This window comes from Bacillus sp. FSL M7-0791 (assembly GCF_038627085.1).
Taxonomy (GTDB): Bacteria; Bacillota; Bacilli; order Bacillales; family Bacillaceae; genus Bacillus; species Bacillus safensis.
On record NZ_CP152022.1, the window covers coordinates 439,327 to 465,565 of the forward strand.

Sequence of the window (26,239 nt, forward strand, 5' to 3'; positions counted from 1 at the left end):
CGGCGGTGAAGAGCAGACATGAACAAAATTGATTGGCAGTATATGGTGACGGTGTTTCCGACATTGCTTCAATACTTGCCGATAACGATCTTCATGGCGATTGTCTCCATGGTATTTGCCATTATCATTGGTGTGGTATTCGCTCTCATTACGAAAAACCGGATACCTGTTTTATACCAATTTGCCAAGCTGTATATTTCTTTCTTCAGAGCGGTTCCAACCTTGGTTCAGCTCTTTCTCATTTATTTTGGTCTCCCGCAGCTATTCCCTGCGATGACCTCAATGGATGCTTTAACAGCGGTCATTATCGGATTAAGTATTAAAAACTCAGCATACTTAGCAGAAATTTTCAGAGCGGCTCTGAACTCAGTGGATGAAGGGCAGCTTGAGGCATGCTTATCTGTTGGCATGACAAGATGGCAGTCTTACATCAGAATTATTTTCCCGCAGGCCATTAGAAATGCAATTCCAGCGACGGGGAATACCTTTATCGGTCTTTTAAAAGAAACATCTCTTGCCTTTACGATTGGTGTGGCAGAAATGTTTGCACAAGGGAAGATGATTGCATCGGCGAACTATAAATACTTTGAAACCTATTTAGCCGTAGGGATCGTGTATTGGGTGATGACGATTATTTATAGCTTCCTGCAAGACCTATTTGAACGAAAAATCAGCAAACCTTACCGGAATTAAGGAGGTGTGGACATGATCAAGCTCACCAATTTGAAGAAATCATTCGGCGATCTTGTCGTCTTAGACGGAATCAATCTCGACGTGAAAAAAGGGCAGGTTGTGGCCATTATCGGACCTTCTGGCTCCGGTAAATCCACCTTGCTGCGCTGTTTAAATTTATTAGAAACACCTGATGAAGGGACAATTGAAATTGGCGATGCGAGGCTCGATGCGTCCAAATATTCACGTAAAGAAGCCCATCACCTGCGTCAACAAACGGCCATGGTGTTTCAAAACTATAATTTATTTAAAAACAAGACAGCACTGCAAAACATAACAGAATCACTGCTTGTGACGAAAAAAATGACGAAGCAGCAGGCGAATGAAATCGGTATGAAACTGCTGAAGCAGGTAGGGTTAGAGCAAAAGGCTGACAGCTATCCAGTCACGTTATCTGGCGGACAGCAGCAGCGGATTGGGATTGCCCGCGCGTTAGCGGTTGATCCACATGCGATTTTACTGGATGAACCAACGTCAGCGCTTGATCCAGAGCTTGTCTCAGGTGTGCTTCATGTCATTAAATCCATTGCGATTCAAGAAACAACGATGATCATCGTCACACATGAAATGGCGTTTGCAAGAGAAGTGGCAGACCATGTGATTTTCATGGCGGATGGTCATATTATCGAGCAGGGGACGCCAACTGAGCTATTTGATAAAACGAAGAATGAACGGACGAAACGATTTATCCAAAAAGAAGCAGCGGCTGAAGAAGCATAAGCTGCTTTTTATTCTTTAGAGGGGTGAGTGTCTAGTGAAATCAATAGGAAATGAAGCTTTAAACAAACGTTTGATCAACATTCGCCGAGCGCTTCATGAGCATCCAGAGCTGGCGTTTGAAGAATTTGAAACGACAAAGAAACTGCGCCACTGGTTAGAAGAGGAAGGGATCACTGTACTTGATATCCCAGCCCTTCAAACAGGCGTTGTCTGTGAAATCAAAGGAGAACAAGAGGGGCCGACAATTGCTTTGAGAGCCGATATTGATGCACTTCCGATTGAAGAGGCATCTGGCGAACCATTTTCTTCAAAGGTACCGGGCAAAATGCATGCGTGCGGTCATGATTTCCATACAGCTTCTATTTTTGGTGCGGCTCTTTTATTAAAGGAGCGGAAACATGAGATCAAAGGAACGGTCCGTATTTTGTTCCAGCCGGCTGAGGAAGTGGCTCAAGGGGCGAAACACGTCATAGAGGCAGGCGTTTTAGATGGAGTCGATGCGATTTTCGGTATGCACAACAAGCCTGACCTGCCAGTTGGCACGATTGGCATTAGAGAAAAAGCATTGATGGCGAGTGTGGACCGGTTTGAAATCGATATTAAAGGAACGGGTGGCCACGCCGGTATTCCAAATCACACGGTAGACCCGATTGCCATCAGCGGGCAGATCACAAGCGCCCTTCAGCAAATCGTCAGCCGCCGCATCAGCTCCTTGCATCATGCAGTTGTCAGTATCACACGCATCCAAGGCGGTACATCATGGAATGTGATTCCCGACCGTGTTGAGATGGAAGGAACCGTTCGGACGTTTGAGCCTGAAGTAAGAGCGATGATTCCAGAGCTTATGAAACAAATCGTCAGCGGGATTGCTGAAGGATTTGGAGCAGAGGCTGAAGTGAGATGGCATCCTTATTTGCCTTCTGTCATGAATGATGAGCGTCTGACAAAGGTGGTAGAAGAAACGGCTGGCTCGCTTGACTTACATGTCGTGCAGGCAGAGCAGTCACCGGGCGGAGAAGATTTTGCCCTTTATCAAGAACGCATTCCAGGCTTTTTTGTATGGATGGGGACTAGTGGTACAAAGGAGTGGCATCACCCTGCGTTTACATTAAATGAAGACGCACTTCCAGCTGCCGCTGCCTTCTTTGCTGAGCTTGCCGTTCGGGCATTGGAGTCTCGATCATGGAATTAACAAAACATCTGGCAGAAGCAGTGCTTTCTGCTGATCCACTGCTAGATGAGCGGGCCATTCAAATGGCTAGCAATGGCCTGTTAGACGCTGCGGCATCAGCGTTTGCTGCGAAAGAGGATGAAGGGATTCAGAAGCTGATGCAGCTTGTTGAACAGGAAGGCGGAGCCGCTCAGATTCCTGTCATTGGACAAGGAAAGAAGGTGAGCCGCCAATCTGCAGCCATGCTGAACGGCTACCTCATCCATGCCCTGGATTATGATGATGTGCACTCAGATGTGAGAGGACATCCGAGCGCGGTCATCATTCCAGCGCTGCTATCACAGCTGACAGACGGCAAAGGGTATGGCGAGCGGTTTTTAGCTGCCTACATCACAGGTGTTGAAGTGATGGCAAGACTTGGCGAATCCATCGGCAAGGCGCATTATGAGCGGGGCTGGCATAATACAGGAACACTCGGAGCCATTGCGGCAGTGTGTGCGATTGGCTATTTGAAACAAGTCTCGCAGGAAGAACTGACGAAAGCAATCGGCTTTGCCGGAGCGCAATCAGCCGGAATGCGAAAGCAATTTGGCTCTGATATGAAACCATTACAAGCCGGCTTAGCTGCTAAAACAGCCGTTTGGTCTATGGATTTAGCTTGTTCAGGTTTTGGCGGGAATGATTCGGTTCTTGATGGCGCGCTTGGTTTCTTTTCACTCTATGGAGATCTGGAACTTGCGAAAAGCCGTTTGCTAGAGGGCTATGGTTCTACATGGCGTATCGTTTCGCCGGGGCTGTGGTTCAAAGTATATCCATTTTGCTCAGCAGCCCACCATGCAGCAGATGCGATCCAATCCTTAATGAAAGAGCGGTCTTTCTTGCCGGAGCAGGTAAAACAGGTCGATGTCATATTCCCGCCAGGCGGAGATGCAGCGCTTATTGAGCGGACACCTTTAACCGGGGAAGAAGGACGATTCAGTGTCGAATACGTCATCGCACTTGCAGTGTTTGGACAGACGCTTACGCTGGATGCCTTTACGAAAAAAACCATTCCATCAGACATGCGGACATGGATGAAGCGGGTAAGCAGAGGATATGATCAAACGACAGAACCCCATCCCGATGCTGTTCCAAAAGGACGCTTTACGATTGTGAAACTCACCTTATCTGACGGCACCACCATTAGCAAGCGGGTTGATATTCCGCAGGGAGCACCAGGCTGTGCGTTATCGAAAGAAGACATCATACAAAAGTTAAGCAGCGTCACAAGCGCATCACAGGCACAGCAGATTTTACAGGCGGTTGAAGAGGAAAACGACACTGCTTATTTGAAGTTGCTGGCATGATAAAAAAGCTCATCGATAGGGGACTGACCCCAAAAGATGAGCTTTTTTAATCCATCTTTTAACTGTCAGGATGCGTGACACATGAGTTTAAAAACCATAAATGACACTGTCCTTCTCTTGATATTTTGTCACGTCATGTTGAATCATATCTTCAACTAACATCTTACCATCTTCTGCAATGCCATCATATAAAAAACCTCATGTGATTCACCGCAGTATTAGTTCTTTCAAAAAGTATGAATAAAAGATGACCAAACGATGATAAGTTCATAAAAACAGTGGAATCCAATTGAGATTTGAAAGGGAACATGTAAAATAAAGAAAAACAATGGTAGCAGCGGAGGCTGATCATGAAAATATTAATGATTGAAGATAATCAGAGCGTTTGTACAATGACGGAAATGTTTTTTCAACGAGAGGGATTTCAAGCGGAATTCGTTCATGATGGATTAGAAGGATTGAATCGTTTTAAGCAAGAGGAGAATTGGGATCTACTCATTTTAGATGTCATGCTTCCTTCGATGGATGGTCTGACCATTTGTCAAAAGGTGCGCCAGATCAGTGACATTCCGATTATCATGCTGACAGCCAAGGAAACCGAATCTGATCAGGTACTTGGTTTTGATCTTGGGGCAGATGATTATGTGACCAAGCCCTTTAGTCCACTAACCTTGATGGCAAGAATTAAAGCGGTGAAACGACGCTTTGCTCATACAAAGACTCAAGAAAAGGTGAATGAGGGCGAACGGCTGGAGACAGCACATTTTCAGTTGGATAAGAAAACGAGGGAAGTTTTCCTGGATGGAGAGCGAATAGAGAACCTCACACCGAAAGAATACGATCTGCTGTGCTTTTTTATTCAGCATCCTCGGCAAGTATTTTCACGAGAACAATTGCTTGAGCAAATTTGGGGATACCAATTTTATGGAGATGAACGAACGGTAGATGTTCATATTAAACGGCTGCGCCAAAAAATTGGGGACGGGCCTAAGCCCTTCTTGTATACAGTATGGGGCGTAGGGTATAAGTTCGATGAAGATTAAATATTTTTATCAGCTGCTGATCAGCCATCTTGGGTTATTGCTCATCGCCATTGTCATTATCAGCACCCTTTTATCTCATTTTGTGAAAGATATTGCCTATCAAAACAGAGTGAATGAAATGAGCTCCTATGGGAATGAAATCTTGCAAGATTATAGAAGACTCCCTAAAAGCGAGATGACCTTTCGTCTGCGGCCATTTGAAGATATTCTTTCGACGAGACAAATTCGTTTTTTCGTGTTTGATGAAAAAGGAGATATTCTGTCTCAGCAGCAAGAGATGCCGCCGCATGAAGTATTATTGACAAAGGATTTATGGGCCAAACTCTCAAAAGGAGAGCAAATCATTGTGAAGCGAAGTGATTCACGCCGCCTTGATCAAGAGGCATCACTTGTGGCGCTCCCTGTCATGGAGGATGGAAAGCTAAAGGGCGGAGTTGTCCTTATTGCCCCGATTCAAGGCGCTGAACAGCTCATCGCCCAAATGAATCGTTATCTGTATATCATCGTATTTGTGGCGCTGACGATCACCTTTATTCTCAGCCTGTTCCTGTCTAAATTTCATGTGAACCGTATCAAAAAGCTGAGAGAGGCGACTGAAAAGATTGCGCAAGGTGATTACAACATCAAGCTTGAAAACAAACACCTTGATGAAATTGGCACACTTGGTGAGGATTTTAATATGATGGCCAAGCGTCTTCAGCAATCAAGAGAGGAAATTGATCGGCTCGAAAAGCGCAGACGCCAATTCATCGCAGATGTGTCTCACGAATTGAAAACACCGCTGACCACCATTCGAGGACTGGTGGAATGGCTGAACACTGCGGATGTGTCAGCAGAAGAGAAAGAGAAATGCTATGCCTTAATCACTGACGAGACAAAACGTATGCTGCGCCTTGTCAATGAAAATATGGATTATGAGAAAATTAGATCGAATCAAATTACCCTTCAGAAATTTTACTATCCACTCATTGACACATTTGAAGTGATGAAAGAGCAGCTGAGCCGAATCGCCGAAGAGAAAAACAATCAGCTGATCGTGGACGTTGATCCCGAGCTAAAGGTTTATGCAGATTATGACAGGCTTATTCAAATCCTTGTCAATATCACAAAGAACGCGATTCAATTCACAGAAGGCGGCCGTATTTACTTAAGAGGAAAACAAGAAAATCAAGAGACGATCATCGAAGTGGAAGACACAGGCATTGGCATTGCGCCAGACGAAGTCAAACACATATGGGAACGTTTTTATAAAGCGGATATCTCAAGAACGAATACACCGTATGGAGAATACGGATTGGGCTTGTCTATCGTGAAGCAGCTTGTAGACCTGCATGAAGGGCATATTGATATGAAAAGTGAAAAAAACAATGGAACGACATTTACCATACGACTCCCGTTTCCAGAAGAAAAGGGCTAAAATGAAGTTCATTTTAGCCCTTTTTGGTGAATCACCACTTATTCATTTTTGGTAAACGTCAACCCAATATGAGCAAGTGCCTGCGGCAAGTCTTTCCGGATGGTGATGTCTTTAAACGATATATTGGATTGAATCGCACTTAAAGCAAGGTCTTGCTTAATACCTGTTAAAACTGCCGAAATTCCTAAAAGTCTCAGTGTTTGTGCGTAGCTGACTAAATATTGAATGCTTTGTTCATTCAGGCTTTTTGTTCCCGATACATCAATGACCAAATGAGAAAGCGACAGCCTGTAGCTTTCCTGTAAAATGGTTTCCAAAATATGCTGAGCACGTGTCTCTTCGATATCACCAAGCAGAGGAAGCACAGCGACACCGTCAACAACTGGTACGATCGGTACAGACAATTGCCGAATTTGCCGGTTGGCACGGTCTAGTTCGAGGACATAGCTTAATAATGAAGCCATCGTTTCAAACATATATACATGCTCTTCTGTGAACTGCTTCGGCCTCAAATCAAGTCCGCAAATCGTTCCGTAGTTCGTCCCATCTGTGAAATTAATGGGAACTCCAATAAACGAGCCGCCTTGAAGATTTTTCGTAACCTCTAAGTATTTAAAACGGTCATCCTTCGAAATGTCAGGAATCACAAGTGTATCCCGATGATCGACCACAAGCTTGCAAAATGTCTTTTCGTAAGGAAGTTCTTCTCCTTCTTCAAGAAGCTGCTCGTCATGATTTAGCACCTTTACAATTTGATTGGTGTTTTGATCATTTTTAGCAATAAACAGTGTATTCACATCAATGAATTGACTCATCATGTTTAAAATACTAGTAGAAGCATCATGAAAATTGCGAAACTGTTTTAATAGTTGTTGAAGAGGCATTGTTTTAGGACTCCTTGTAGCTCCGATCATAGGCCGGAACGGATAGTTGATTTGTCTCTATCATACAAAATCAAACAAGAAATAGATACACTTTAATGCGCAAAAACACTCTGATCGTCGAGATGAAAAAAGACTGCCGATCCAAAGATCTGGCAGCCTTCTGATTAAAGAGAGACAGGGACAGTAGACATAGAGAAAAATTCCTCATACAAGGCTTGAACAGCTTCTTTTTCTTGAGCCGCTTTGACGCCAAACATCATGCTGACCTCTGAAGAGCCTTGATTGATCATTTCAATATTGACCTTCGCTTTTGACAGCGCCTTTGCCGCTCTTGCTGTTGTACCAACATTATGACGCATCGCTTCTCCTACAACCATAATCAGCGAAAGATTTCGCTCTAAAATGACCTCATCTGCATCAAGCACGAGCTTCAAGCGGTCTAGCAGCTCCTCTTCAATATGCTGCTCCTCCAGCTGATCCTGCCGTAAAATAATGGTCATATCATCAATGCCAGAAGGAACATGCTCATACGTAAGCCCATACTCTTCTAGTGTTTGCAGCACCTTTCGTCCAAAACCGACTTCTCTGTTCATCAAATATTTACTAATGTAAATACTGCAAAATCCATTGTCTGAGGCGATTCCAACAACAGGTCCATTTGTATGGTCCCGCTGATTTACGATTTTTGTCCCTTTTGCCGACGGGTTGTTGGTGTTTTTAATCTGAACCGGAATGCCTGCACGGAAGGCAGGAATAAGTGCTTCATCATGGAACACAGAAAAACCAGCATAGGACAGCTCGCGCATTTCCCGGTATGTCAGCTCTGTAATCTCTTTTGGTTCATGAACGATCGTTGGATTGACGGCATAGACAGCATCGACATCTGTAAAGTTTTCATATACATCTGCCTTCAAACCGTTCGCCAAAATGGAGCCGGTAATATCGGAGCCGCTTCGCGAAAAGGTGACGATGTCTCCCGCGAGACTAAAGCCAAAAAAGCCAGGGAATATAATAATGCCAGAGCGCTCTCTTAATTTGTACAAATGATCATAAGACTCCGGCAGAACTTGCGCTTGGCCAGGCTCATCGCTCACAAACAAACCAGCTTCCTTTGGATTCACATAATGAGCTTCCACACCTTGGTGGCGGAAATAGGCGGCAATGAGCTTAGCGTTATTGTCTTCACCGCTTGCTTTAATGGCATCAAGATAGCACTCAGGGCGGGATGAATCAGCCTGTAATAATGTGTCTAGATCTTGCCTGATGGTATCGATAATGTCTTGACCTAATTCGAGTTCATCCGCTATTGAGGCATACCTCTCGATGACTGCTTCCTTTAAATCATGTGCTTCGCCTAAACGTAAATATTGTTCACCGCAGCTAATTAATAAATCGGTGACCTTTGTATCCGTTGAATGCCGTTTTCCTGGTGCGGAAACAACGACTGCTTTTCGAGCTGGATCTGCTGTTACAATGTCAAATACCTTTTGCAGCTGCTTGCCAGAGGCAAGTGAACTGCCACCAAATTTAACGACCTTCAATGCATACATCTCCTATAGTAAAAATTTTCTCACAAATTGAATAGTTCCTATTATCAACTCTTTTCCTTAAATTATCAAGGTTTTTCTTCACTAGAAATACAAATGTTTTTATAGAGAGGACAATATTGTGTAAGTATATGAAAAAAGAGCCGGCCATATGCCGAGCTCTTTTTCTTATGAAGAAGACGAGGAGGAAGATAGCTCCTGCTTCATTACTTTATTCTCACGTTTTTTTTCCTTTAAGAAAAAGGAGAGGACGAGTCCAATGACCGCAATCAGACCAGAAATGAAGAATGACGTATTCATTCCATGAACGGCCGATTTTAATGGATTGGCTAATTCTGCATTTGCAGCAGAGCTGCTCATGATGGAAACAAGCACAGCCGTTCCAATGGAACCGCCTATTTGTCTCATCGTGTTATTCATCGCTGTCCCATGAGGGATCAAATGAGGCGGTAAAGAGTTAATACCTGCGGTTGTCAGCGGCATCATGATCATCCCAACCCCAATTAACCGAAGCGTGTAGGCGACCGTAATGAGGGCGATCGATGAATCAAGAGTGAGCAGCATAAATGGCAGGGTGGTAACGGTGAGTATCGTAAATCCGCCTAATGCCAGCCCTTTTCCGCCGACTTTATCAAAAATCCGTCCAATAATCGGTGACAGGAGTCCCATGAAGAGAGCACCTGGCAATAAGATAAGCCCTGTATCAAGTGCAGACAGCCCTCTGACATTCTGCGTATAAAGCGGCAGAATCGTCTCTGTCCCAATTAATAAAGCAAAGACAAGCATCCCGAGGAAGGTTGTTAAGCTAAAGATCGCAAATTTAAATACGCCAAACTCAAGCATCGGTCTTGTTAAGTTCGACTGGCGCAGGATAAAGAAGAACAAGCTCACGGCGCCGACAATCAGCGAAATGAGAACAGTCGCACTCGTCCATCCATACGTGCCGACACTAGAAAATCCGTAAAGCAGCCCGCCGAAACCGAACGACGACAAGATGACAGATAAAACATCAATACGTGTTTCTCTTTGCTGCGTCACATTTTTCATTAAGAAGAAAGCAAGAATGAGATCAATGATACCGATTGGCAGAACAATATAGAACAAGAACTTCCAGCTGAAGGAATCAACAATCCAGCCGCCAAGTGTTGGCCCAAGCGCAGGTGCGAACGAGATGACAAGTCCGACCATGCCCATTGCCTGCCCGCGTTTTTCTTTCGGGAAAATGGTTAAAAAGATCGTTTGCATCAGCGGCATTAAAATCCCTGCACCGGCTGCCTGTACGATACGCGCTGCAAGTAACACCGGGAAATTCGTTGCAAATGAAGCAAGAATTGTACCGGCTGTAAAGATGCTAAGTGCCGTTAAAACTAAAGAACGGCTTGAAAATTTCTCAATGAGGAAAGCCGTAATGGGGATGAGAATCCCGTTTGTCAGCATAAAGGCTGTTGTAAGCCACTGTCCTTTGCTGACCTCAATATTGAAATCTTCCATGATATGCGGGATCGCTGGAATGAGAAGCGTTTGGTTTAAAATCGCAACGAATGCCCCAACGAGAAAAATCCCAACAATCACAGATCGATTATACGATGTAGTTGATTGGTTCATGTTATCCCTTCTTTATCTATAAAATGATGCTTTTCAGCTGTGACACGTTTTGTGATAAAACGCTGTTTTTGCCTAAATAATCGAGCAGTGAGCTGACCAAAAAGGTTCTCGGTTCATCCTTTGATAATTCTTGATTGAGCAGCTCATACGCAGAGAGGAGATCGTCTTTTTCTTCTCCGTTTGACAGTGCGTGAAGCTCTTGTTTGATCTTCGTTAAGTACGAGATGACAAGTTTTTCTTCATCATATCCGTCCTGTGAGGAAAACAAATAAGAGTCCATGAGCTGATCTGTTAACACAGGCTCAATTGAGCAAGGCTTTTTCGATACACGGTCCATCACACCGATGATCATCTCGGCAGCATTTTCTAATTTGATGTTCTTGTGCTCAATCGCCAGCATTAAGATGAATTCTCTCATTAATCCATTGAGAACAATCACAAGATCCCAGACATAAGGAGCGACAGATTCACCATATGTGCTCAAAATTATGTCTCTGTGCCGCTGCATGATAATGGAGCGTGTCTCGCGTAAGTGTTTAATGACAATAGGCGAATGCTGAGAAAAAGCTTCAAAAGACAGCATGTTCAAAAATTTATGATTCTCTTTAAACTCTTCAAGCTCAAGCTTGATCTTCTTTGTGAATTTTTCCTTTTTGGACAGCGTCGTTTCTGAATGAATGATGCGAGAAATCTCTCTCATTTTGCGCTGATTGTATTTAATCAGTTCTAGTAGAAGAGCTTCCTTTGAATCAAACAGTTTATAAATAGACGCTTTTGATATTTTACAGGCATCGGCAATTGACTGCATGGAGACACTCATATAGCCTTTTTGAGAAAATAATTTCTTTGAAACCCGCAAAATCTCTTCTTGCTTTTCGTTCATCTTCAATAAGTCCCTTCCGAATCGGCAAAACCATATGGTCACAATGGAAACCGAGTGGTCACTTTTGCTATGATAACAAAACCAATGACCCATGACAAGAAAATGAACTTAAAAAATACCCGTCTGTGACAAGTATTTTATCCTTCCGCATGTGCGGTATATATATTTTTGTTTTGCCGTGAAGTTCGGCGATCAAAACGGGTTCCTTCCCTTCAGACAGTCTCATGAATAATGGACGTTTGTGAAGTCATATCGTTACTTGACCAGTCAGCTTCAGGTGAATGAGATTGTATGTTGGCACAAAATACGATACATTTATTGTATGACGAATCCAAACCATCCAAACAAAGAAGATATGAGATTGATTTCTGTGCTGCACGCATTGGCTGATCCAATCCGGTTAGAAATTGTCCGCTGCTTAGCGGAAGCGGGGGAGAGGACATGCGGCACGTATGAGATGAATATTGCCAAATCTACGCTTTCCCATCATTTCAAAGTGCTGAGGGAGGCAGGCGTCGTGAAAGTGAGAATTGACGGGAAGCACCGTTACTATTCTTTAAGAAAAGAAGACATCGAGACCGCTTTTCCTGGACTCATGTCATCGATTCTAGCTGTAGATAAAGAACGGTGGTAAGCCAGCTGTCTATGAAGAGCAGCTGGCTGTTTTATTTCCCAAAAATGGCGTCATACAGCCGTTTTACTGCTGGCTGAATATCTTCTTGCTTCATATGTGAGAAGCCGAGGACGAGCGGAACAAAGCCTGGCTGATGCCCCGGCAATTGCTCATCAAGGGTAAAACGATCCATTCCGTACATTTTCAGCTTTCTTTCTTTCGCTCGCTGTAAAATCTCATGCTGCGTTCGATTTGAGCGGAACTCTGCAATAAAATGAAGACCGGCATTTTCTCCAATAATCCGCACGTTGTCAGCAAAAACCGTATTGAGCTCTTCAATGAGCTGCTTCCGTTTTTCCTCATATAAACCATTCATTCTTTTAATATGCCGTTGATACGCCCCATCTTTTATAAAATGAAGAAGGGTGTATTGTGTAAAAAGATTAGCTGTTTGAATGAAAAAATGCTGTTCCTCCTTATAGCGTCTCAATAAATGCTGAGGCAGCACCATATAGCTTAGCCGCAAGCCAGGCAGCAATGATTTTGAAAAGGTGCCCATATAAATGACTTTGTCATATCGGTCAAGACTTTGCAGCGCCGGAATGCTGTCTGTGCCATATTTAAATTCACTGTCATAATCATCCTCAATAATATAACGATCTGGCTGATCGGCTGCCCAGTTTAACAGCTGAATACGCCGGGAAATCGGCATAATCACCCCTGTTGGAAATTGATGTGAAGGGGTAATGATCAACACATTTGGCTGTTTCTTATGAATGTCGCTCATCCGCACACCTTTTTGGTCAATGCCAATCGTTTCAATTTGGTGATGATTGTTTTTCAGCATTTGAAAGAGCCGGCGGTAGCCAGGGTTTTCTAACCCATATATTTGATCGGCCGGAAGAATGCTTGATAACGAATGGATCAGTGACTGTGTGCCTGCACTTAAAATGAGCTGTTCTGGATAGCATTTGACCCCTCGTGCAAGTCCGATCAACCGGGCAATCGTTTCCCGCAGTTCATACACACCTTGTGGATGCGGAAGCTCACCGAAGGCTTCTTGGTGGAGATGGATCGCCTTTTGTTCACTTTTCAGCCAGCTTTTAAATGGAAAGTTCGCTGTATCGACGGAGATATGTGAAAAGGAATACCAGTCGTCTCGTGCAATCGGTTCTTCCTTTAAATCTACAGGAAGAGAAGAGGGTTTCAGCTGCCCAGATTCATGAAATGTTTCTAGTGATTCCACGAAAAAACCTTTGCGTTCAACCGAATATAAATATCCCTCAGCAAGCAGCTGCTGATAGGCCCCATTCACTGAATTAACGCTGACGTTTAATGTATCGGCTAACTCTCGTTTAGATGGTAATTGATCGTGTGGCTGTAGGTTGCGATTTAAGATTTCTTCTTTAATTTTCATATAAATTTGATGATAAATATATCCGTTTCGTCCTGTTTGGTCTAGTTGAATTGTCAGCATCTCACCATTCCATCCTCTCTGGTACCATGAAAAAAATGATATTGGTACTTTCTATCATACCAAAAAATATTCAGAATAATAAAAAAGGATATAAAGGGGATGGATGACAATGAGTCAAACGACAACAAACCGTTTTTCAACCGAAGAATGGCAGGGGAAAAGAGATCAATACGTCGCAAGAGGCGTGAGTAATGGCAACCGTCATCTTGCAGCGAAGGGGAAAGGAGCCGAGCTGTTCGATATTGATGGGAAACGATTTATCGATTTTGCAGGCGCCATTGGCACATTAAACGTAGGCCATTCACATCCAAAGGTCGTGGAAGCGGTCAAAGCACAGGCAGATAGCCTGATTCACCCAGGATTCAACGTGATGATGTACGAATCGTATATCGAATTGGCAGAGAAGCTGTGCCTTCTCACACCAGGGGATCATGATAAGAAAGCCATTTTTCTTAATTCAGGTGCAGAAGCTGTTGAAAATGCGGTGAAAATTGCACGTAAATATACGAAAAGACAGGCTGTTGTGTCGTTCACAAGAGGTTTTCACGGCAGAACGAATATGACAATGAGCATGACGAGCAAGGTCAAGCCATATAAATTTGGCTTCGGGCCATTCGCATCTGAGGTGTACCAAGCACCGTACCCTTATTACTATCAAAAGCCTGAAGGCTTAAGTGATGCTGCTTACGACGAGTACATCATTGATCAATTCAATCAATTCTTCGTCGCAGCCGTTGCACCAGAAACCGTTGCTTGTGTGGTCATGGAACCAGTCCAAGGGGAGGGCGGATTCATTGTGCCATCGAAGCGTTTCGTTCAGCATGTCGCTTCATTCTGTCAGCAGCACGGGATTGTCTTTGTTGCAGATGAAATCCAAACCGGTTTTGCGAGAACAGGGAAATACTTTGCGATTGAGCACTTTGATGTGGTACCGGACTTAATTACTGTGTCAAAATCTCTTGCAGCTGGCTTACCGCTGAGCGGAGTCGTTGGCAGAAAAGAAATGCTTGATGCGGCAGATCCAGGGGAGCTTGGGGGAACATATGCAGGAAGTCCGTTAGGCTGTGTAGCTGCACTGGCTGTCCTTGATATCATTGAAACAGAACAACTGAATCAACGATCTGAACATATTGGGCAAGTCATTGAGGACAAAGCAAATGAATGGAGACAGGCGTATCCATTCATTGGGGAAGTCCGCCGGTTAGGGGCAATGGCGGCGATTGAAATTGTGGAAGATCAAACAACGCGTACACCGGATAAGAAAACAGCCGCAGCGATTGCAGCATATGCAAATGAGCAAGGGCTGCTTCTTTTAACGGCAGGGATTAATGGGAATATCATTCGCTTCTTAACACCACTTGTCATCACAGATGAGCTGCTTCACGAAGGACTAGGGATTATCGAGGACGCCTTCAAAGCACGCTAAACAACAAAGGGGGATGGTTGTATGCAAAAACAACAAATGGCAAAAACGATGTCGCAGTCTGACGTGCTGTTTTTGTCCATTGGTGCAATGCTTGGCTGGGGCTGGGTTGTACTTTCGGGAGATTGGGTTTTAACAGCTGGATTTTTAGGCAGTGTGATTGCTTTCATTATAGGCGGTATTCTCGTCATCTTTATCGGACTTACGTATGCTGAGCTTTCGTCTGCGATTCCAGAGACAGGCGGAGGGCTCGTTTTTGTCCAGCGGGCATTTGGGATGAAAGCAGCGTTCGTCTCAGCATGGGGCGTATTATTTGGTTATGTGTCTGTGATTACGTTTGAAGCTGTCGCCTTGCCGACCGTCATTGATTATGTGATTCCAACACAGCATGCTGGCTTCTTATGGAATATAGGAGGATGGGACGTTTATTTCACATGGGTATTGATTGGATCTGGCGGGGCATTGTTTTTAACAGCGCTGAATTACATTGGAGCGAAGCCTGCTGCCATTTTTCAGTCCGTGTTCACAGTGGCGATTATTCTGACAGGTTTTCTCCTTTTAGGCGGCGCAACATTTAATGGAGATTTTGCAAACCTTGAGCCGATGTTTCAAGGCGGAGTTGGGGGGCTTATGGCGGTGTTAGTCATGATTCCCTTTTTATTCGTTGGGTTTGATGTCATTCCGCAAGTAGCGGCAGAGATTAACGCACCAAAAAAAATCATTGGGAGAATCTTGATTATCTCCATCGTGAGCGCAGTCGTTTTTTATCTGCTTATTGTCTTTGGGGTAGCTGCTGGAATGTCAAAAGGACAGCTTGAAGCTTCCTCATTAGCGACAGCAGATGCGATGGTACAGCTTCTCGGTCATCAAGCGTTTGGAACAGTGCTTGTCATTGGAGGGGTAGCAGGAATTGTGACGAGCTGGAATGCTTTTATTATCGGTGCAAGCCGTATTCTATATGCTATGGCGGAAAGAGGTATGATTTCCAAATGGTTTGCGTATATTCATCCAAAGTATAAAACACCGACAAATGCCATTTTATTTCTTGGAGCTTTAGCTTTTTTTGCTCCATTACTAGGGCGTCCTGCCCTCGTATGGATTGTCAATGCAGGCGGTGTCGGAATCATCGTCGGGTACTTAATCGTGTCCATTGCCTTTATGAGACTTCGCAAAACAGAACCTGAGCTGGAGCGTCCATACAGCATTAAATATTGGCGGACGACAGGTGTTTTAGCCATCGGACTGAGTCTTCTTTTCCTTTCATTTTACTTTCCAGGAATGCCGGCTTCCTTATCGTGGCCAGCTGAATGGATATTGCTTTTAGGTTGGGTACTCATTGGGTATATACTATATGTAATGAATCCAAGAACGAAGGAGACGGTAGAGCATGACAAACGAACTCAGAGTATATAATCCTGCAACAGGAGAAGAAATTGCTTCAGTTGCTCAGCATACAAAAGAACAGATCGAAGATGCAATTTCCCGTTCACACAAAGCATTCAAATCATGGGCAAAAACGTCAGCGCATGAACGTGCCAATATCATTCGCAAATGGTTTGATCTGATGATTGAGCATAAAGAAAGGCTTGCGAAAATCATCACAGAAGAAAACGGAAAGCCGTATCAAGAAGCATTAGGAGAAATCGTCTATGCGGCTGGTTATATTGAATGGTACGCAGAAGAAGCAAAGCGAATCTACGGCAGAACCATCCCGTCACATACGACGAACAAACGGCTTTTCGTCACAAAACAGCCAGTTGGTCCTGTTGCTGCCATTACTCCGTGGAATTTCCCTGCGGCGATGATTACGAGAAAGGCAGCTCCTGCGCTTGCAGCAGGCTGTACGTTTATTGTAAAACCTGCTGAAGACACACCGCTGACAGCCATTGAACTAGTAAAATTAGGTCATGAAGCCGGCATTCCAGAGGATGCACTGCAATGGGTTGTGGGAGATGGCAAAGAAGTGGGTGAAATCTTCACAGATAGTCCATTGATTCGAAAAATCACGTTTACAGGCTCAACGCCCGTCGGAAAGCATTTGATCAAAAACAGTGCCAGCACAGTCAAACACGTATCAATGGAGCTTGGCGGTCATGCTCCGCTCATCGTAGACAAGGATGCGAATCTTGAACAAGCTGTCAAACAGGCAGTGGCATCTAAGTTCCGGAATGCAGGACAAACCTGTGTCTGTGCCAACCGCTTAATTGTGCATGAAGACATTCATGAAGCATTTGCGCAAAGCCTCAGCAAAGAAGTAGAAAAACTGAAAGTAGGCAATGGCTTTGAAGAAGGCATATCTATTGGACCAATTATCAACAAGCGCGGCTTTGATAAAATTGTCGGTCAAATTCAAGATGCTGTGGCTAAAGGGGCGAAAGTTCTTGTCGGCGGCGATACGCATTTCGACGATGACAAATCATATTATTTTGTCCAGCCAACGGTTCTTACACATGTGGATCCTTCGATGAACATCATGCATGAAGAGACATTTGGTCCAGTGGCACCAATTACGACATTCAAAACGTTAGACGAGGCAATTGAATTAGCCAACGATACACCTTTTGGCCTTGCAGCTTATTTCTTTACAGAAAATTATCGGAACGGACTCTACATTTCAGAACATCTCGATTATGGGATTATTGGCTGGAATGATGGCGGTCCATCGGCTGTTCAAGCACCTTTTGGCGGTATGAAAGAGAGCGGAATTGGCCGAGAAGGCGGCATCGAAGGGATCGAACCTTATTTAGAAACAAAATATGTATCTATTGGTTTAGACGAATAAACGTGAAAAAGACTGTCAGAGGGATCTCGGCAGTCTTTTTTATGTTAAACAGCCGGCGGGAAAAGCTGATCCACCGTTTCTTTCGTTTCTTTCAAAATTTCATGTATGTAATCTGCAGATGCCTGCTCCATGCTGCTGAACAAAAGCCTTTCGACAGGCTGAACGCCAATAAAATTGAAGACTTCAGTATCGGTTGTCATGTGATGAGAGGAGCTGAAGACTTTATTGGAATCAAGAAAAGTCCTCGGTGCATCGTGGGTGTTGATAATGACACCTTTTTTGTGCTGAAGCAGATTTTCAATCTCTCCATCTTCACTGATCTGATAAGCAAAACCTTCAGAAAACACGCGCTCTACATATCCTTTTAGCATAGCCGGCAAGCCTGTCCACCATATTGGAAAAATAAACGTCAGCACATCCGCTTGCTGAATCAGCGTCTGCTCTCTTTGAATGGCAATCGGGACATCACCGCATTTGATGGCAGCCTTTTCTGCAATGGTGAGCTCTGGCGAAAATCCTAGGGCATAGACATCACGAACAGTCACTTTATGACCATTGTTCAATAGAGTGCTCACAACAAGATCTAATAAGGTTTGATTTAAGCTTTGCTGGGGATGAGCAAATATAATTACATGGTTCATCTCATAGCCTCCTATGTGGTCATCTGTCTCATTATGTCACGCGGCTTTATCCTATTCAATCCTATATTGGTAATAACAAGTTGGGAAAATGGAAAATAATTGATTTCTAATAAAAGTAAACAGTCTGTGATGCAAGAAAAAGCGATCGTTTCTGAGAAAACGATCGCTCATACAGCTTTTATTTCTTTCTAAAAGCAAGTCCAAGTGCAATCAGTGCCACCACTAGAGCAGCAATGGACAGACCAAGGACAAGTGGTGAGGAAGAAGCAGAGGCTGTTTCAGAGGCCTTTTCTTCTTTTGGTTTTTCCTGGCCATGTGAATCCGTTACTGTATTAGATGCGACAATGTTTGTGATGGAATGAGGTTTATCAGCATCTTTATCGCCAGTCCATTCAACGACTGTACCATCCTTATAATATTGATACGCATCCCAAGCAGCTTCACCTGCTTTTTCAGGGTTTTTCGCTACAAAAACGAATTGCTGGAATTGTCCTGCAAGCACACCTTTACCAGTTGCTTCCCAAGTCACTCTTGTCACCTTGCCATCTTTCTCTTCAGTTGACGTTTTCCAGCCAGGTACTGGCTCATATTGTTGGAATTCTACGCCTTTAGGTATTGTCAAAACAACCTTTGTCGTCGGGCTGTCACTCTCAGAAGGAACCTTTAATGTATAGGTCTCCCAAGCATTTGCCGCAGATGTATCAGGCTTGACTGACACGTGCGCACTCACAGGAATCGCCAATAAAAATGAAGCGAGAAGCATTGGTAATAAAGCTTTAACGTATTTTTTCATAGTGATAACTCCTTTTTAGTTTCTTCTAATAAATGTAGTATCGATATTCTTAAATGAACCAGTTAACGCATGGATTTCAATTTTCCATGTGCCTTTTTCATTTAATAAGAGATTTTCAGCAGAGAAATGACCATTTTTTAATCGTTTCAGTTGAAATTCACTTGGTGTCTCATCACCGAATAAAGCCACCTTATGGATTTTGGCTGTCACAGATTGAATATCAGTGATCGTTTCTCCATTCTTCTTTGTAAATGCCACTTCGAACGAGTTTTTGCCCGGGGCATTCGGGGTAATGCTCAAGGACACAATGTCACGATGCTCAACCTGATTTGCACCAAAGAAGGGCTCAGGTGCAGGAGGAGGAGGGCTCGGAATATTGGTAAAGACAGCCGTTAATAACAAAATGGCGATCCCGATCATCCATTCAACTCGTAAGGAAACGCTGCGTTTCTGCATCTTTTCCCATCTCAGCATCAAGTAATGCATAAGCCCAAGAAGGCCCATGATGATAAATAAACCAAGCTTGATTAAAAAGGTGCGTCCGTATGCTGATTGGAAAAGCGCGTCAAACGATTGCAAAATAAAGATGGCATTCACAAATCCTGAGAACACAATGAGTCCAACAGAGAGCAGTGCCCAAGGATGAAATGCTGCTAGCGTACTCCGAATGAGCGGCTGATCTTCATTTGGCAGTTTCTTCATCAATAGAAGGACAATGGCTGTTAAACCACCGACCCAAATTGAAGCAGAGACGAGATGGATGAAATCAAGTGATGTTGTGAGTATTTTATTGTCTGTTGCGGCTGGATGGCCGATTTGTGCTTTCACCCAAAGGAGCACTGTGAATAGGAGCAGTGGAAACAGCCAAACCCGGAAAGAAGAGAAGGCCCCTTTTCTCACCGCCACAATCGTCCAGATGGTGAGAAGAACAAATGACGCCATAAGCATCATCCACAGACTACCGCCAGAAGTGGAAGCAATCGTTTCTTGTAAAAGCGAAGGCTGAAATGCCCCCCAAAAGGACACGTCTGCCGCTGATTTTGTTTGAATCGGCAGCTGGAACACAAGTGCTGTGCCCATCATGATCAATGACACGGTTAAAAGCCGCTTCATTCGTTTCGCCAATACAGATGAAATCGCAGTCTTAAACCAAAGCAGTCCAAACAAAATGGTCCCAAGGAATAAGCTGAATGAAGTATAAAGAAAGGCTTTATCAATAGTTGAGGCCACATCAATGGCTTCATCCGTTTGACCTTGTTCTAATTGGTCAAAACCGCCATCCGCTTTTCCAATACTAAACGGAATCATGCCAGAGACAGAGTGTCCGTCCGCTGATACCGCATTCCACTGAATGGTGTAAATTCCTTTTGGTAAATTCTTTTTCAAAGCCGCTTCCATGATCTTTTGATCTTTAATGACCGTATCTCCTTTATCCACACGATCACCTTTTGCATTTAGCACCTTAATGGCATGAAATCCGCTTTCAATCCCTTCACTAAATGTGATCGAGACTGAAGGAGGCTGCTGATCCAGTTCTTCATTTGCCGCTGGGTTTGAGCTCACGACGTATGCGTGAGCAAATGCTTCCTTTGGAATGAAAAAAGCGAACATGACCATAAGAAGCAGAAGCCACTTACTATTTTTATACAAGGTGAATAACCGCCTTTCTACCTATGAAAATGTCTCATGTATCAGAAAGAAAGCGGCAGTAAACTGTGAGTCACAGAAAAAACCGCTCTTCCTATTGTACCGCCCTCTCTAAAAGGTAAACGAAACAAACAGCAAGATGGTTCACTTTTTCTGTGTCATGTCTGCGCAGACATTTCTTAATTGAATAGGTTTGATCAATTATAAGCCTATTCGATTTAAGAAGAGGAAACAAGAAGAGACCATTTGAAAGTTGTGAAATTCCCATGAATTTTGCTTCAAAACAACGGCAGATCAACCTTTTCTCCCCTTTTGTATTGGGATCTGAAGGTGATGTCACATCATTTTTCAATTTTGTCACACACTAAGTGACAAAGTGACATTTAGTTTCAATTGAAGAGAAAGTGAAAGCGTTTTACGATAGGCATAAGGGCTTCACTGAATCTTGTTCTTATATCTTTTGACCTATAAAGCCCTAAATAAAGGGAGAGAAGAAAGGAGTTTTCATAGATGCAGGAAAAAAGCGGATTTCGCGTAAAGGTACAGCGCTTTGGAAGCTATTTAAGCGGTATGATCATGCCGAATATTGGAGCGTTTATCGCTTGGGGACTCATCACCGCATTGTTCATTCCAAGTGGTTATTTTCCAAATGAACAATTAAATACACTTGTTGGACCAATGATCAACTACTTGCTGCCGCTCTTAATCGGTTACACAGGCGGGAAGCTCGTATATGACCATCGAGGCGGGGTACTCGGTGCAACCGCTACGATTGGGGTTATTGTCGGTTCGGACATCCCAATGTTTCTAGGCGCAATGATCATGGGCCCGCTTGGCGGTTATCTCATTAAGAAAATCGACCAGCTGTTTAAAGACCGAATCAGATCAGGCTTTGAAATGCTGATTAATAACTTTAGTGCAGGTATTCTAGGTGCCATTTTAGTCGCCATTGCTTTCTACGCCATCGGTCCAGTGGTACTAGGTTTGAATAAAGCCCTTGCGGCAGGTGTAGATATCATTGTCAATGCACATTTACTTCCGCTGGCAAGTATCTTCATTGAACCAGCGAAAGTATTGTTCTTAAACAATGCCATTAACCAAGGGATTTTAGGTCCATTAGGAGTAGAGCAAGCAGCGAAGACAGGCCAGTCCGTTCTGTTCTTGCTTGAAACAAACCCAGGACCAGGTCTCGGTGTTCTTCTAGCTTACATGTTCTTTGGAAGAGGGACGGCAAAGCAGTCTGCACCTGGTGCGATTGTCATTCAATTCTTAGGGGGAATCCATGAGATTTACTTCCCATACATCTTAATGAAGCCAAAGCTCATTTTGGCGGTTATTGCTGGGGGAGCGAGCGGCGTTCTGACCTTTACACTGTTAAATGCAGGCTTAAAGGCTGTGCCGTCACCAGGAAGTATCATCGCTCTGATGCTCATGTCACCAAAAGGCGGCCACCTTGCCGTTCTAGCAGGTGTTGTCGTGGCAGCGGTCGTATCGTTCCTTGTCGCTTCTGTCATTTTGAAAGCGTCTAAAGCAGTGGACGAAGATTTAACAGCAGCAACTGAAAAAATGCAAGACATGAAAGGCAAGAAAAGTGCAGCAGCAGCAGCTCTTACAGCACAAAAAGAAGGTGCTGAAGCAAGCGAGCAAGCAGCATCTCCAGATGAAATCAATCCAGATGACGTGAACAAAATCATCTTTGCCTGTGATGCAGGAATGGGCTCAAGTGCGATGGGCGCATCCGTCTTAAAGAATAAAGTCAAAAAGGCAGAGCTAGATATTGATGTAACAAATACATCCATCAGCAATATCCCAGATGATGCCGATGTGGTCTTTACTCATAAAGATTTAACAGATAGAGCCAAGGCAAAACTGCCAGGAGCTGTGCATATCTCAGTTGATAATTTCTTAAACAGCCCGAAATACGATGAGCTGATTGAGAAATTGAAAAAATAACATGACGAAACGGGTTGAGTCCAATTTTTCCTAATTGAACTCCCCGTTTTGGTTGTTTTCTGATTTTCCATTCTAAAAAAGGTGTGTGATCTTTCATGAAACAAGTACTTTCAAAAGACAATATTTTTCTAAACGAACAAGCGGGCTCTAAAGAAGAAGCCATTAAAAAAGCGGGCGAAGTCCTAGTGGCAAACGGTTATGTCACAAGTGATTATGTGGACAAAATGTTTGAAAGAGAAAATATTTCTTCTACATTTATGGGCAACGGAATTGCCATTCCTCATGGAACAGAGGATGCGAAAGCGGCTGTTCTTCATTCAGGAATTTCCATTATCCAAATTCCAGATGGCGTTGAATATGGCGAGGGGAATATTGTCAAAGTCGTATTTGGCATCGCTGGTAAAAACAATGAACATCTCGATATTCTTTCTCAAATTGCAATTGTCTGTTCAGAGGAAGAAAACGTAGAGCGTATCATTCATGCAAAGGATCAGGATGAACTGATCGCCATCTTTAACGAGGTGAACTAACATGAAGGCACTTCATTTTGGAGCAGGAAATATTGGCAGAGGGTTTATCGGATCTTTGTTAAAAGCATCAGGCTTTGAGCTCGTTTTTACCGATGTAAATGAAGCGGTGATCAACGAGCTGAATGAAAAAGGAGAATACACAGTGGAACTTGCAGCACCAGGGCAGCAGCAAGAAGTGGTTGGTCCTGTGTCAGCCATCAATTCCGCAAAAGATCCAGCCGCATTAACAGAGGCAGTTGCAACAGCTGATCTCATTACAACAGCTGTTGGACCAGCTGTTTTGAACATCATTGCTTCATCGATTGCTGAAGGTTTAAAACAGAAAAAGACTGATCATATCATCAACATTGTGGCGTGTGAAAATATGATTGGCGGCAGCTCTCATTTAAAGGAAGCCGTTTTCTCTCATTTAACAGCTGATGAACAAGAAGCGCTGTCACACACAGTTGGTTTTCCAAACGCTGCGGTTGACCGCATTGTCCCCATTCAGCACCATGAGGACATTTTGAAAGTATCAGTCGAGCCATTTTTCGAGTGGGTCATTGATGAGACAGGCTTTATTGGAGACGTTCCTCAGATCGATGGAGCGACCTTTGTACAAGATTTGACGCCTTATATTGAGCGTAAGCTCTTTACTGTCAACACAGGACATGCACTAGCTGCTTATGTCGGGTACGAGAAAGGCGTTCAAACGATTAAAGAAGCTGTCGATACACCAGAGATTCGTCAAGTGGTCGAAGGTGCACTTCACGAAACGGGCAGCTATTTAATCGACACATATGGCTTTCAAAAAGAAGAACATGATGCGTATATCCAAAAAATCATCAAACGATTTGAAAATGCCTTTATCTCTGATGAAGTCACGCGCGTCGCACGTTCCCCGCTTAGAAAGCTTGGAGCAAATGACCGTTTAATCGGTCCAGCGAAAAAGATCAAACAGCCACAGTATTTAGTAAAAGGAATCGTGGCAGCTTTGGCTTACGACTTTACTGAAGACGAAGAAGCTGTTCGTTTGCAGGCATTAAGAAAAGAAAAAGGCATTGAATGTGTGCTGGAAGAGGTATGTGGACTCTCACCAACAGACGATCTTTATCAAGCCATTCTTAAAGAAACAGCTCGATAATGAGAAAAATCCCTTTCCAACGTGAGAAAGGGATTTTTTCTATGACTTTTTTAATACTTTTCCCTGCTTGACGATATATAAAGTAAGGGGGAATTTGTACATGAAAAAGAAAGCGTTTGCGTCAAGGAGTGTCTTTTTTCAATTAATGTCTGCTATTATCGTGATCACGATTTTAACGGGCGGACTAGTTGGAACAACGGGATATTTGTTAGCGAAACATGTATTAATTGATGCAGGGAAAGCAGATTTAAAGCACATCGTCAGCGGAGCGATGGCCACACTTGAACAGTTGAATGACCGTGTGGAGAAAAAAGAACTGACGCTTGAGCAGGCGCAAGAACAAGCCCGGCTTTACTTGAGCGGACCCAAAAATGACAACGGGAAGGGATACCAATCTCAAAAATCAGATTTTATCTATAAAAATAAAGGCTATCTGATCGCATATGGCTCTGACTATTCTACCCAAGTTCATCCGGTCAACGACATTGGCGTTATTCCAGATAACACGACCAATCGTGAAAAAATGGTCGCTGGCGCTAATGCAAAAGGTGAGGATGCACACTATGTGACCTATATGGATAAGGACGATGCAACCGGCGAAGAAAAAGAAAAGCTCGCCTATATGAGCCAGTTTACGCCGTGGAATTGGAGTGTAGGTATCGCTGTCTTCCAGGACGAATTTTATAAAGAATTAGAGCAGATGAAGCTCTATATTATTCTCATTACAGCAGGTGTCGCCCTTCTGAGTCTAGGCGTCTTTTATTTAGCTGCTCGAGGAAAAGTCAGACTGCTGAAGCAAGTCACTGCTGCTTCAAAGGAAATTGCGGCGGGGAATATTGAACGCACGAACTTAAAGGAAACAACGGATGAAATCGGCCAGCTGGCAAAAGGCTTTAACCATATGTCAGGAGAGCTCAGAACACTGGTGAGCGGTTTACAGGAAACGAGCAGTCAGCTTGTTGAATCAGCGACAGATTTATCGGCGATCTCTGAAGAAACCTCAGCCAGCAGTGAAGAAATTGGACGAGCCATCGGAGACATTTCGACTGGAACACTTCATCAAGCATCCGATCTTGAAGTAGCCAATCAACAAATGACCCAGTTTAATCAATCTATTGAGAATGTCAAAGAACAGAGTGATCAAATTAAACGGATTTCCGACCAATCAAGTCAATCATCACAGCAGGGTCAGCAAATCGTACAGCAATTAAAACAATCGAATGAACAATCGATTCAGGCATCTCAAGGCATTAGAGCAGGAATCGAGCAGTTAACTACAAAAGTACAGGATATTTCTCAAATCACAGATACGATTGAAAGCATTTCAAATGAGACGAATTTACTGGCGCTGAATGCAAGTATTGAGGCAGCACGTGCAGGAGAGCATGGCAAAGGCTTCTCAGTTGTGGCGAGTGAAGTGCGGAATTTAGCTGAACAGACAAAACAATCAGCCGTTCAAATTCAGCAAATGATCCAAGGCATTAAAGAAGAAACGACGGCAACAGCCGGCATCATGTCGAGCACAATGGATCGTTTTGCCGAGCTGGATGAAGCGGTGCATGCAACAGAACATGAGTTCAATGCCATCTCTACATTGATTTCACAAACCATCGTTGAAACAAACGCGATGGCAAAAGAGCTGAATACACTGCTGGAGCAAAACGACCTCATCACAAAAGCCATGCACGGCGCAGCACATGTTTCTCAAGAAAATGCTGCGGTGATCGAAGAAATCACTGCGTCCACAGACGAACAAGTGACAGCCATCTCTAATGTGGCTAAAGCAGCAGAAAGGCTCAATGAACTAAGCATGCGATTGAATCAGGACATTGCACGTTATCGTCTATAAATCATTTTGACGATGTATCACTTGTCAGGTACGATGAAGTTAATCAAAACCTTGCTCACG

The 26,239-nt window shown here is 43.7% G+C and carries 22 protein-coding genes; 14 read left to right on the plus strand and 8 right to left on the minus strand.

Annotated elements, in window-relative coordinates; all coding sequences use genetic code 11:
• Positions 1-18: 18 nt before the first annotated feature.
• The 6 genes from MHI08_RS02095 to MHI08_RS02120 all read left to right on the plus strand — a co-directional run bounded on the left by MHI08_RS02095 (position 19) and on the right by MHI08_RS02120 (position 6,429).
• The gene (locus tag MHI08_RS02095; protein ID WP_034283777.1) at positions 19-693 is read left to right on the plus strand and encodes an amino acid ABC transporter permease; all 675 of its coding nucleotides are present in this window, start codon (positions 19-21) and stop codon (positions 691-693) included.
• A 12-nt stretch (positions 694-705) separates the two neighbouring features.
• A complete protein-coding gene (locus tag MHI08_RS02100) occupies positions 706-1,452 on the plus strand; it encodes an amino acid ABC transporter ATP-binding protein (protein ID WP_326349999.1) in 747 nt (248 codons plus the stop codon).
• Positions 1,453-1,486: 34 nt separating this feature from the next.
• The gene (locus MHI08_RS02105; protein WP_326349998.1) at positions 1,487-2,644 is read left to right on the plus strand and encodes an amidohydrolase; all 1,158 of its coding nucleotides are present in this window, start codon (positions 1,487-1,489) and stop codon (positions 2,642-2,644) included.
• A complete protein-coding gene (locus MHI08_RS02110; protein WP_163114325.1) occupies positions 2,635-3,969 on the plus strand; it encodes an MmgE/PrpD family protein in 1,335 nt (444 codons plus the stop codon). Before MHI08_RS02105 ends, MHI08_RS02110 begins: the two co-directional genes overlap by 10 nt.
• 350 nt (positions 3,970-4,319) lie before the next feature.
• Positions 4,320-5,012: a response regulator transcription factor gene (locus MHI08_RS02115; RefSeq protein WP_218676945.1), complete on the plus strand. Its 693-nt coding sequence runs from the start codon at positions 4,320-4,322 to the stop codon at positions 5,010-5,012.
• On the plus strand, positions 5,002-6,429 hold the full coding sequence (locus tag MHI08_RS02120) for a HAMP domain-containing sensor histidine kinase (RefSeq protein WP_342499944.1): 1,428 nt from the start codon (positions 5,002-5,004) through the stop codon (positions 6,427-6,429). Before MHI08_RS02115 ends, MHI08_RS02120 begins: the two co-directional genes overlap by 11 nt.
• A 38-nt stretch (positions 6,430-6,467) precedes the next feature.
• Here MHI08_RS02120 and MHI08_RS02125 read toward each other — a convergent pair whose 3' ends face one another.
• The 4 genes from MHI08_RS02125 to MHI08_RS02140 all read right to left on the minus strand — a co-directional run bounded on the left by MHI08_RS02125 (position 6,468) and on the right by MHI08_RS02140 (position 11,348).
• Positions 6,468-7,313 (minus strand): GAF domain-containing protein, encoded by an 846-nt coding sequence (locus tag MHI08_RS02125; RefSeq protein ID WP_024427310.1) that lies wholly within the window; start codon positions 7,311-7,313, stop codon positions 6,468-6,470.
• Positions 7,314-7,477: 164 nt separating this feature from the next.
• Positions 7,478-8,854 (minus strand): aspartate kinase, encoded by a 1,377-nt coding sequence (locus tag MHI08_RS02130; protein WP_024427311.1) that lies wholly within the window; start codon positions 8,852-8,854, stop codon positions 7,478-7,480.
• Positions 8,855-9,028: 174 nt separating this feature from the next.
• Positions 9,029-10,465: an MDR family MFS transporter gene (locus tag MHI08_RS02135; protein WP_024425533.1), complete on the minus strand. Its 1,437-nt coding sequence runs from the start codon at positions 10,463-10,465 to the stop codon at positions 9,029-9,031.
• A 16-nt stretch (positions 10,466-10,481) separates the two neighbouring features.
• Entirely contained in the window at positions 10,482-11,348 is an 867-nt protein-coding gene (locus tag MHI08_RS02140) for a TetR/AcrR family transcriptional regulator (RefSeq protein WP_076840730.1), read from the minus strand.
• 322 nt (positions 11,349-11,670) lie between these two features.
• Between MHI08_RS02140 and MHI08_RS02145 the strand changes: the two genes are divergently transcribed.
• Positions 11,671-11,982 (plus strand): metalloregulator ArsR/SmtB family transcription factor, encoded by a 312-nt coding sequence (locus MHI08_RS02145; RefSeq protein WP_024427315.1) that lies wholly within the window; start codon positions 11,671-11,673, stop codon positions 11,980-11,982.
• A gap of 31 nt (positions 11,983-12,013) precedes the next feature.
• Here the strand turns inward: MHI08_RS02145 and MHI08_RS02150 are convergent, their stop codons facing one another.
• Positions 12,014-13,438, minus strand: a complete 1,425-nt coding sequence (locus MHI08_RS02150) for a PLP-dependent aminotransferase family protein (protein WP_342499945.1) — start codon at positions 13,436-13,438, stop codon at positions 12,014-12,016.
• Between the two features lie 109 nt (positions 13,439-13,547).
• On the opposite strand from MHI08_RS02150, the gene gabT reads away from it, so the two are divergent.
• From gabT to MHI08_RS02165, 3 genes are read left to right on the plus strand one after another with little or no spacing between them, the layout of a single operon-like run.
• A complete protein-coding gene (gene gabT / locus MHI08_RS02155; RefSeq protein WP_342499946.1) occupies positions 13,548-14,864 on the plus strand; it encodes a 4-aminobutyrate--2-oxoglutarate transaminase in 1,317 nt (438 codons plus the stop codon).
• A 21-nt stretch (positions 14,865-14,885) separates the two neighbouring features.
• Entirely contained in the window at positions 14,886-16,274 is a 1,389-nt protein-coding gene (locus tag MHI08_RS02160; protein ID WP_342499947.1) for an APC family permease, read from the plus strand.
• Entirely contained in the window at positions 16,249-17,643 is a 1,395-nt protein-coding gene (locus MHI08_RS02165; RefSeq protein WP_342499948.1) for an NAD-dependent succinate-semialdehyde dehydrogenase, read from the plus strand. Before MHI08_RS02160 ends, MHI08_RS02165 begins: the two co-directional genes overlap by 26 nt.
• A 44-nt stretch (positions 17,644-17,687) precedes the next feature.
• On the opposite strand, the gene MHI08_RS02170 is transcribed toward MHI08_RS02165, so the two are convergent.
• The 3 genes from MHI08_RS02170 to MHI08_RS02180 all read right to left on the minus strand — a co-directional run bounded on the left by MHI08_RS02170 (position 17,688) and on the right by MHI08_RS02180 (position 20,727).
• On the minus strand, positions 17,688-18,284 hold the full coding sequence (locus tag MHI08_RS02170; protein ID WP_024427320.1) for an NAD(P)H-dependent oxidoreductase: 597 nt from the start codon (positions 18,282-18,284) through the stop codon (positions 17,688-17,690).
• Positions 18,285-18,462: 178 nt separating this feature from the next.
• Entirely contained in the window at positions 18,463-19,077 is a 615-nt protein-coding gene (locus MHI08_RS02175; RefSeq protein WP_252057310.1) for a DUF1775 domain-containing protein, read from the minus strand.
• Positions 19,078-19,092: 15 nt separating this feature from the next.
• Complete coding sequence (locus MHI08_RS02180; protein WP_342499949.1) at positions 19,093-20,727, minus strand: copper resistance CopC/CopD family protein; 1,635 nt, start codon at positions 20,725-20,727, stop codon at positions 19,093-19,095.
• A 507-nt stretch (positions 20,728-21,234) separates the two neighbouring features.
• Between MHI08_RS02180 and MHI08_RS02185 the strand changes: the two genes are divergently transcribed.
• From MHI08_RS02185 to MHI08_RS02200, 4 genes are all read left to right on the plus strand, one after another.
• The gene (locus tag MHI08_RS02185) at positions 21,235-22,677 is read left to right on the plus strand and encodes a PTS mannitol transporter subunit IICB (protein WP_039176553.1); all 1,443 of its coding nucleotides are present in this window, start codon (positions 21,235-21,237) and stop codon (positions 22,675-22,677) included.
• Between the two features lie 95 nt (positions 22,678-22,772).
• Positions 22,773-23,207, plus strand: a complete 435-nt coding sequence (locus MHI08_RS02190; RefSeq protein ID WP_041106527.1) for a PTS sugar transporter subunit IIA — start codon at positions 22,773-22,775, stop codon at positions 23,205-23,207.
• Position 23,208: 1 nt separating this feature from the next.
• Entirely contained in the window at positions 23,209-24,330 is a 1,122-nt protein-coding gene (locus tag MHI08_RS02195) for a mannitol-1-phosphate 5-dehydrogenase (RefSeq protein WP_342499950.1), read from the plus strand.
• 100 nt (positions 24,331-24,430) lie between these two features.
• Positions 24,431-26,179, plus strand: a complete 1,749-nt coding sequence (locus MHI08_RS02200) for a methyl-accepting chemotaxis protein (RefSeq protein WP_342499951.1) — start codon at positions 24,431-24,433, stop codon at positions 26,177-26,179.
• The last annotated feature ends 60 nt before the right edge of the window (positions 26,180-26,239 follow it).

Coding starts and splice junctions, on each gene's coding strand:
- MHI08_RS02135 (WP_024425533.1), bottom strand. CDS start 10,465: ATGAACCAATCAACTACATCGTATAATCGATCTGTGATTGTTGGGATT.
- MHI08_RS02120 (WP_342499944.1), top strand. CDS start 5,002: ATGAAGATTAAATATTTTTATCAGCTGCTGATCAGCCATCTTGGGTTA.
- MHI08_RS02195 (WP_342499950.1), top strand. CDS start 23,209: ATGAAGGCACTTCATTTTGGAGCAGGAAATATTGGCAGAGGGTTTATC.
- MHI08_RS02100 (WP_326349999.1), top strand. CDS start 706: ATGATCAAGCTCACCAATTTGAAGAAATCATTCGGCGATCTTGTCGTC.
- MHI08_RS02110 (WP_163114325.1), top strand. CDS start 2,635: ATGGAATTAACAAAACATCTGGCAGAAGCAGTGCTTTCTGCTGATCCA.
- MHI08_RS02095 (WP_034283777.1), top strand. CDS start 19: ATGAACAAAATTGATTGGCAGTATATGGTGACGGTGTTTCCGACATTG.
- MHI08_RS02150 (WP_342499945.1), bottom strand. CDS start 13,438: ATGCTGACAATTCAACTAGACCAAACAGGACGAAACGGATATATTTAT.
- MHI08_RS02170 (WP_024427320.1), bottom strand. CDS start 18,284: ATGAACCATGTAATTATATTTGCTCATCCCCAGCAAAGCTTAAATCAA.
- MHI08_RS02175 (WP_252057310.1), bottom strand. CDS start 19,077: ATGAAAAAATACGTTAAAGCTTTATTACCAATGCTTCTCGCTTCATTT.
- MHI08_RS02140 (WP_076840730.1), bottom strand. CDS start 11,348: ATGAACGAAAAGCAAGAAGAGATTTTGCGGGTTTCAAAGAAATTATTT.
- MHI08_RS02185 (WP_039176553.1), top strand. CDS start 21,235: ATGCAGGAAAAAAGCGGATTTCGCGTAAAGGTACAGCGCTTTGGAAGC.
- MHI08_RS02165 (WP_342499948.1), top strand. CDS start 16,249: ATGACAAACGAACTCAGAGTATATAATCCTGCAACAGGAGAAGAAATT.
- MHI08_RS02190 (WP_041106527.1), top strand. CDS start 22,773: ATGAAACAAGTACTTTCAAAAGACAATATTTTTCTAAACGAACAAGCG.
- MHI08_RS02200 (WP_342499951.1), top strand. CDS start 24,431: ATGAAAAAGAAAGCGTTTGCGTCAAGGAGTGTCTTTTTTCAATTAATG.
- MHI08_RS02160 (WP_342499947.1), top strand. CDS start 14,886: ATGCAAAAACAACAAATGGCAAAAACGATGTCGCAGTCTGACGTGCTG.
- MHI08_RS02115 (WP_218676945.1), top strand. CDS start 4,320: ATGAAAATATTAATGATTGAAGATAATCAGAGCGTTTGTACAATGACG.
- MHI08_RS02145 (WP_024427315.1), top strand. CDS start 11,671: ATGACGAATCCAAACCATCCAAACAAAGAAGATATGAGATTGATTTCT.
- MHI08_RS02125 (WP_024427310.1), bottom strand. CDS start 7,313: ATGCCTCTTCAACAACTATTAAAACAGTTTCGCAATTTTCATGATGCT.
- gabT (WP_342499946.1), top strand. CDS start 13,548: ATGAGTCAAACGACAACAAACCGTTTTTCAACCGAAGAATGGCAGGGG.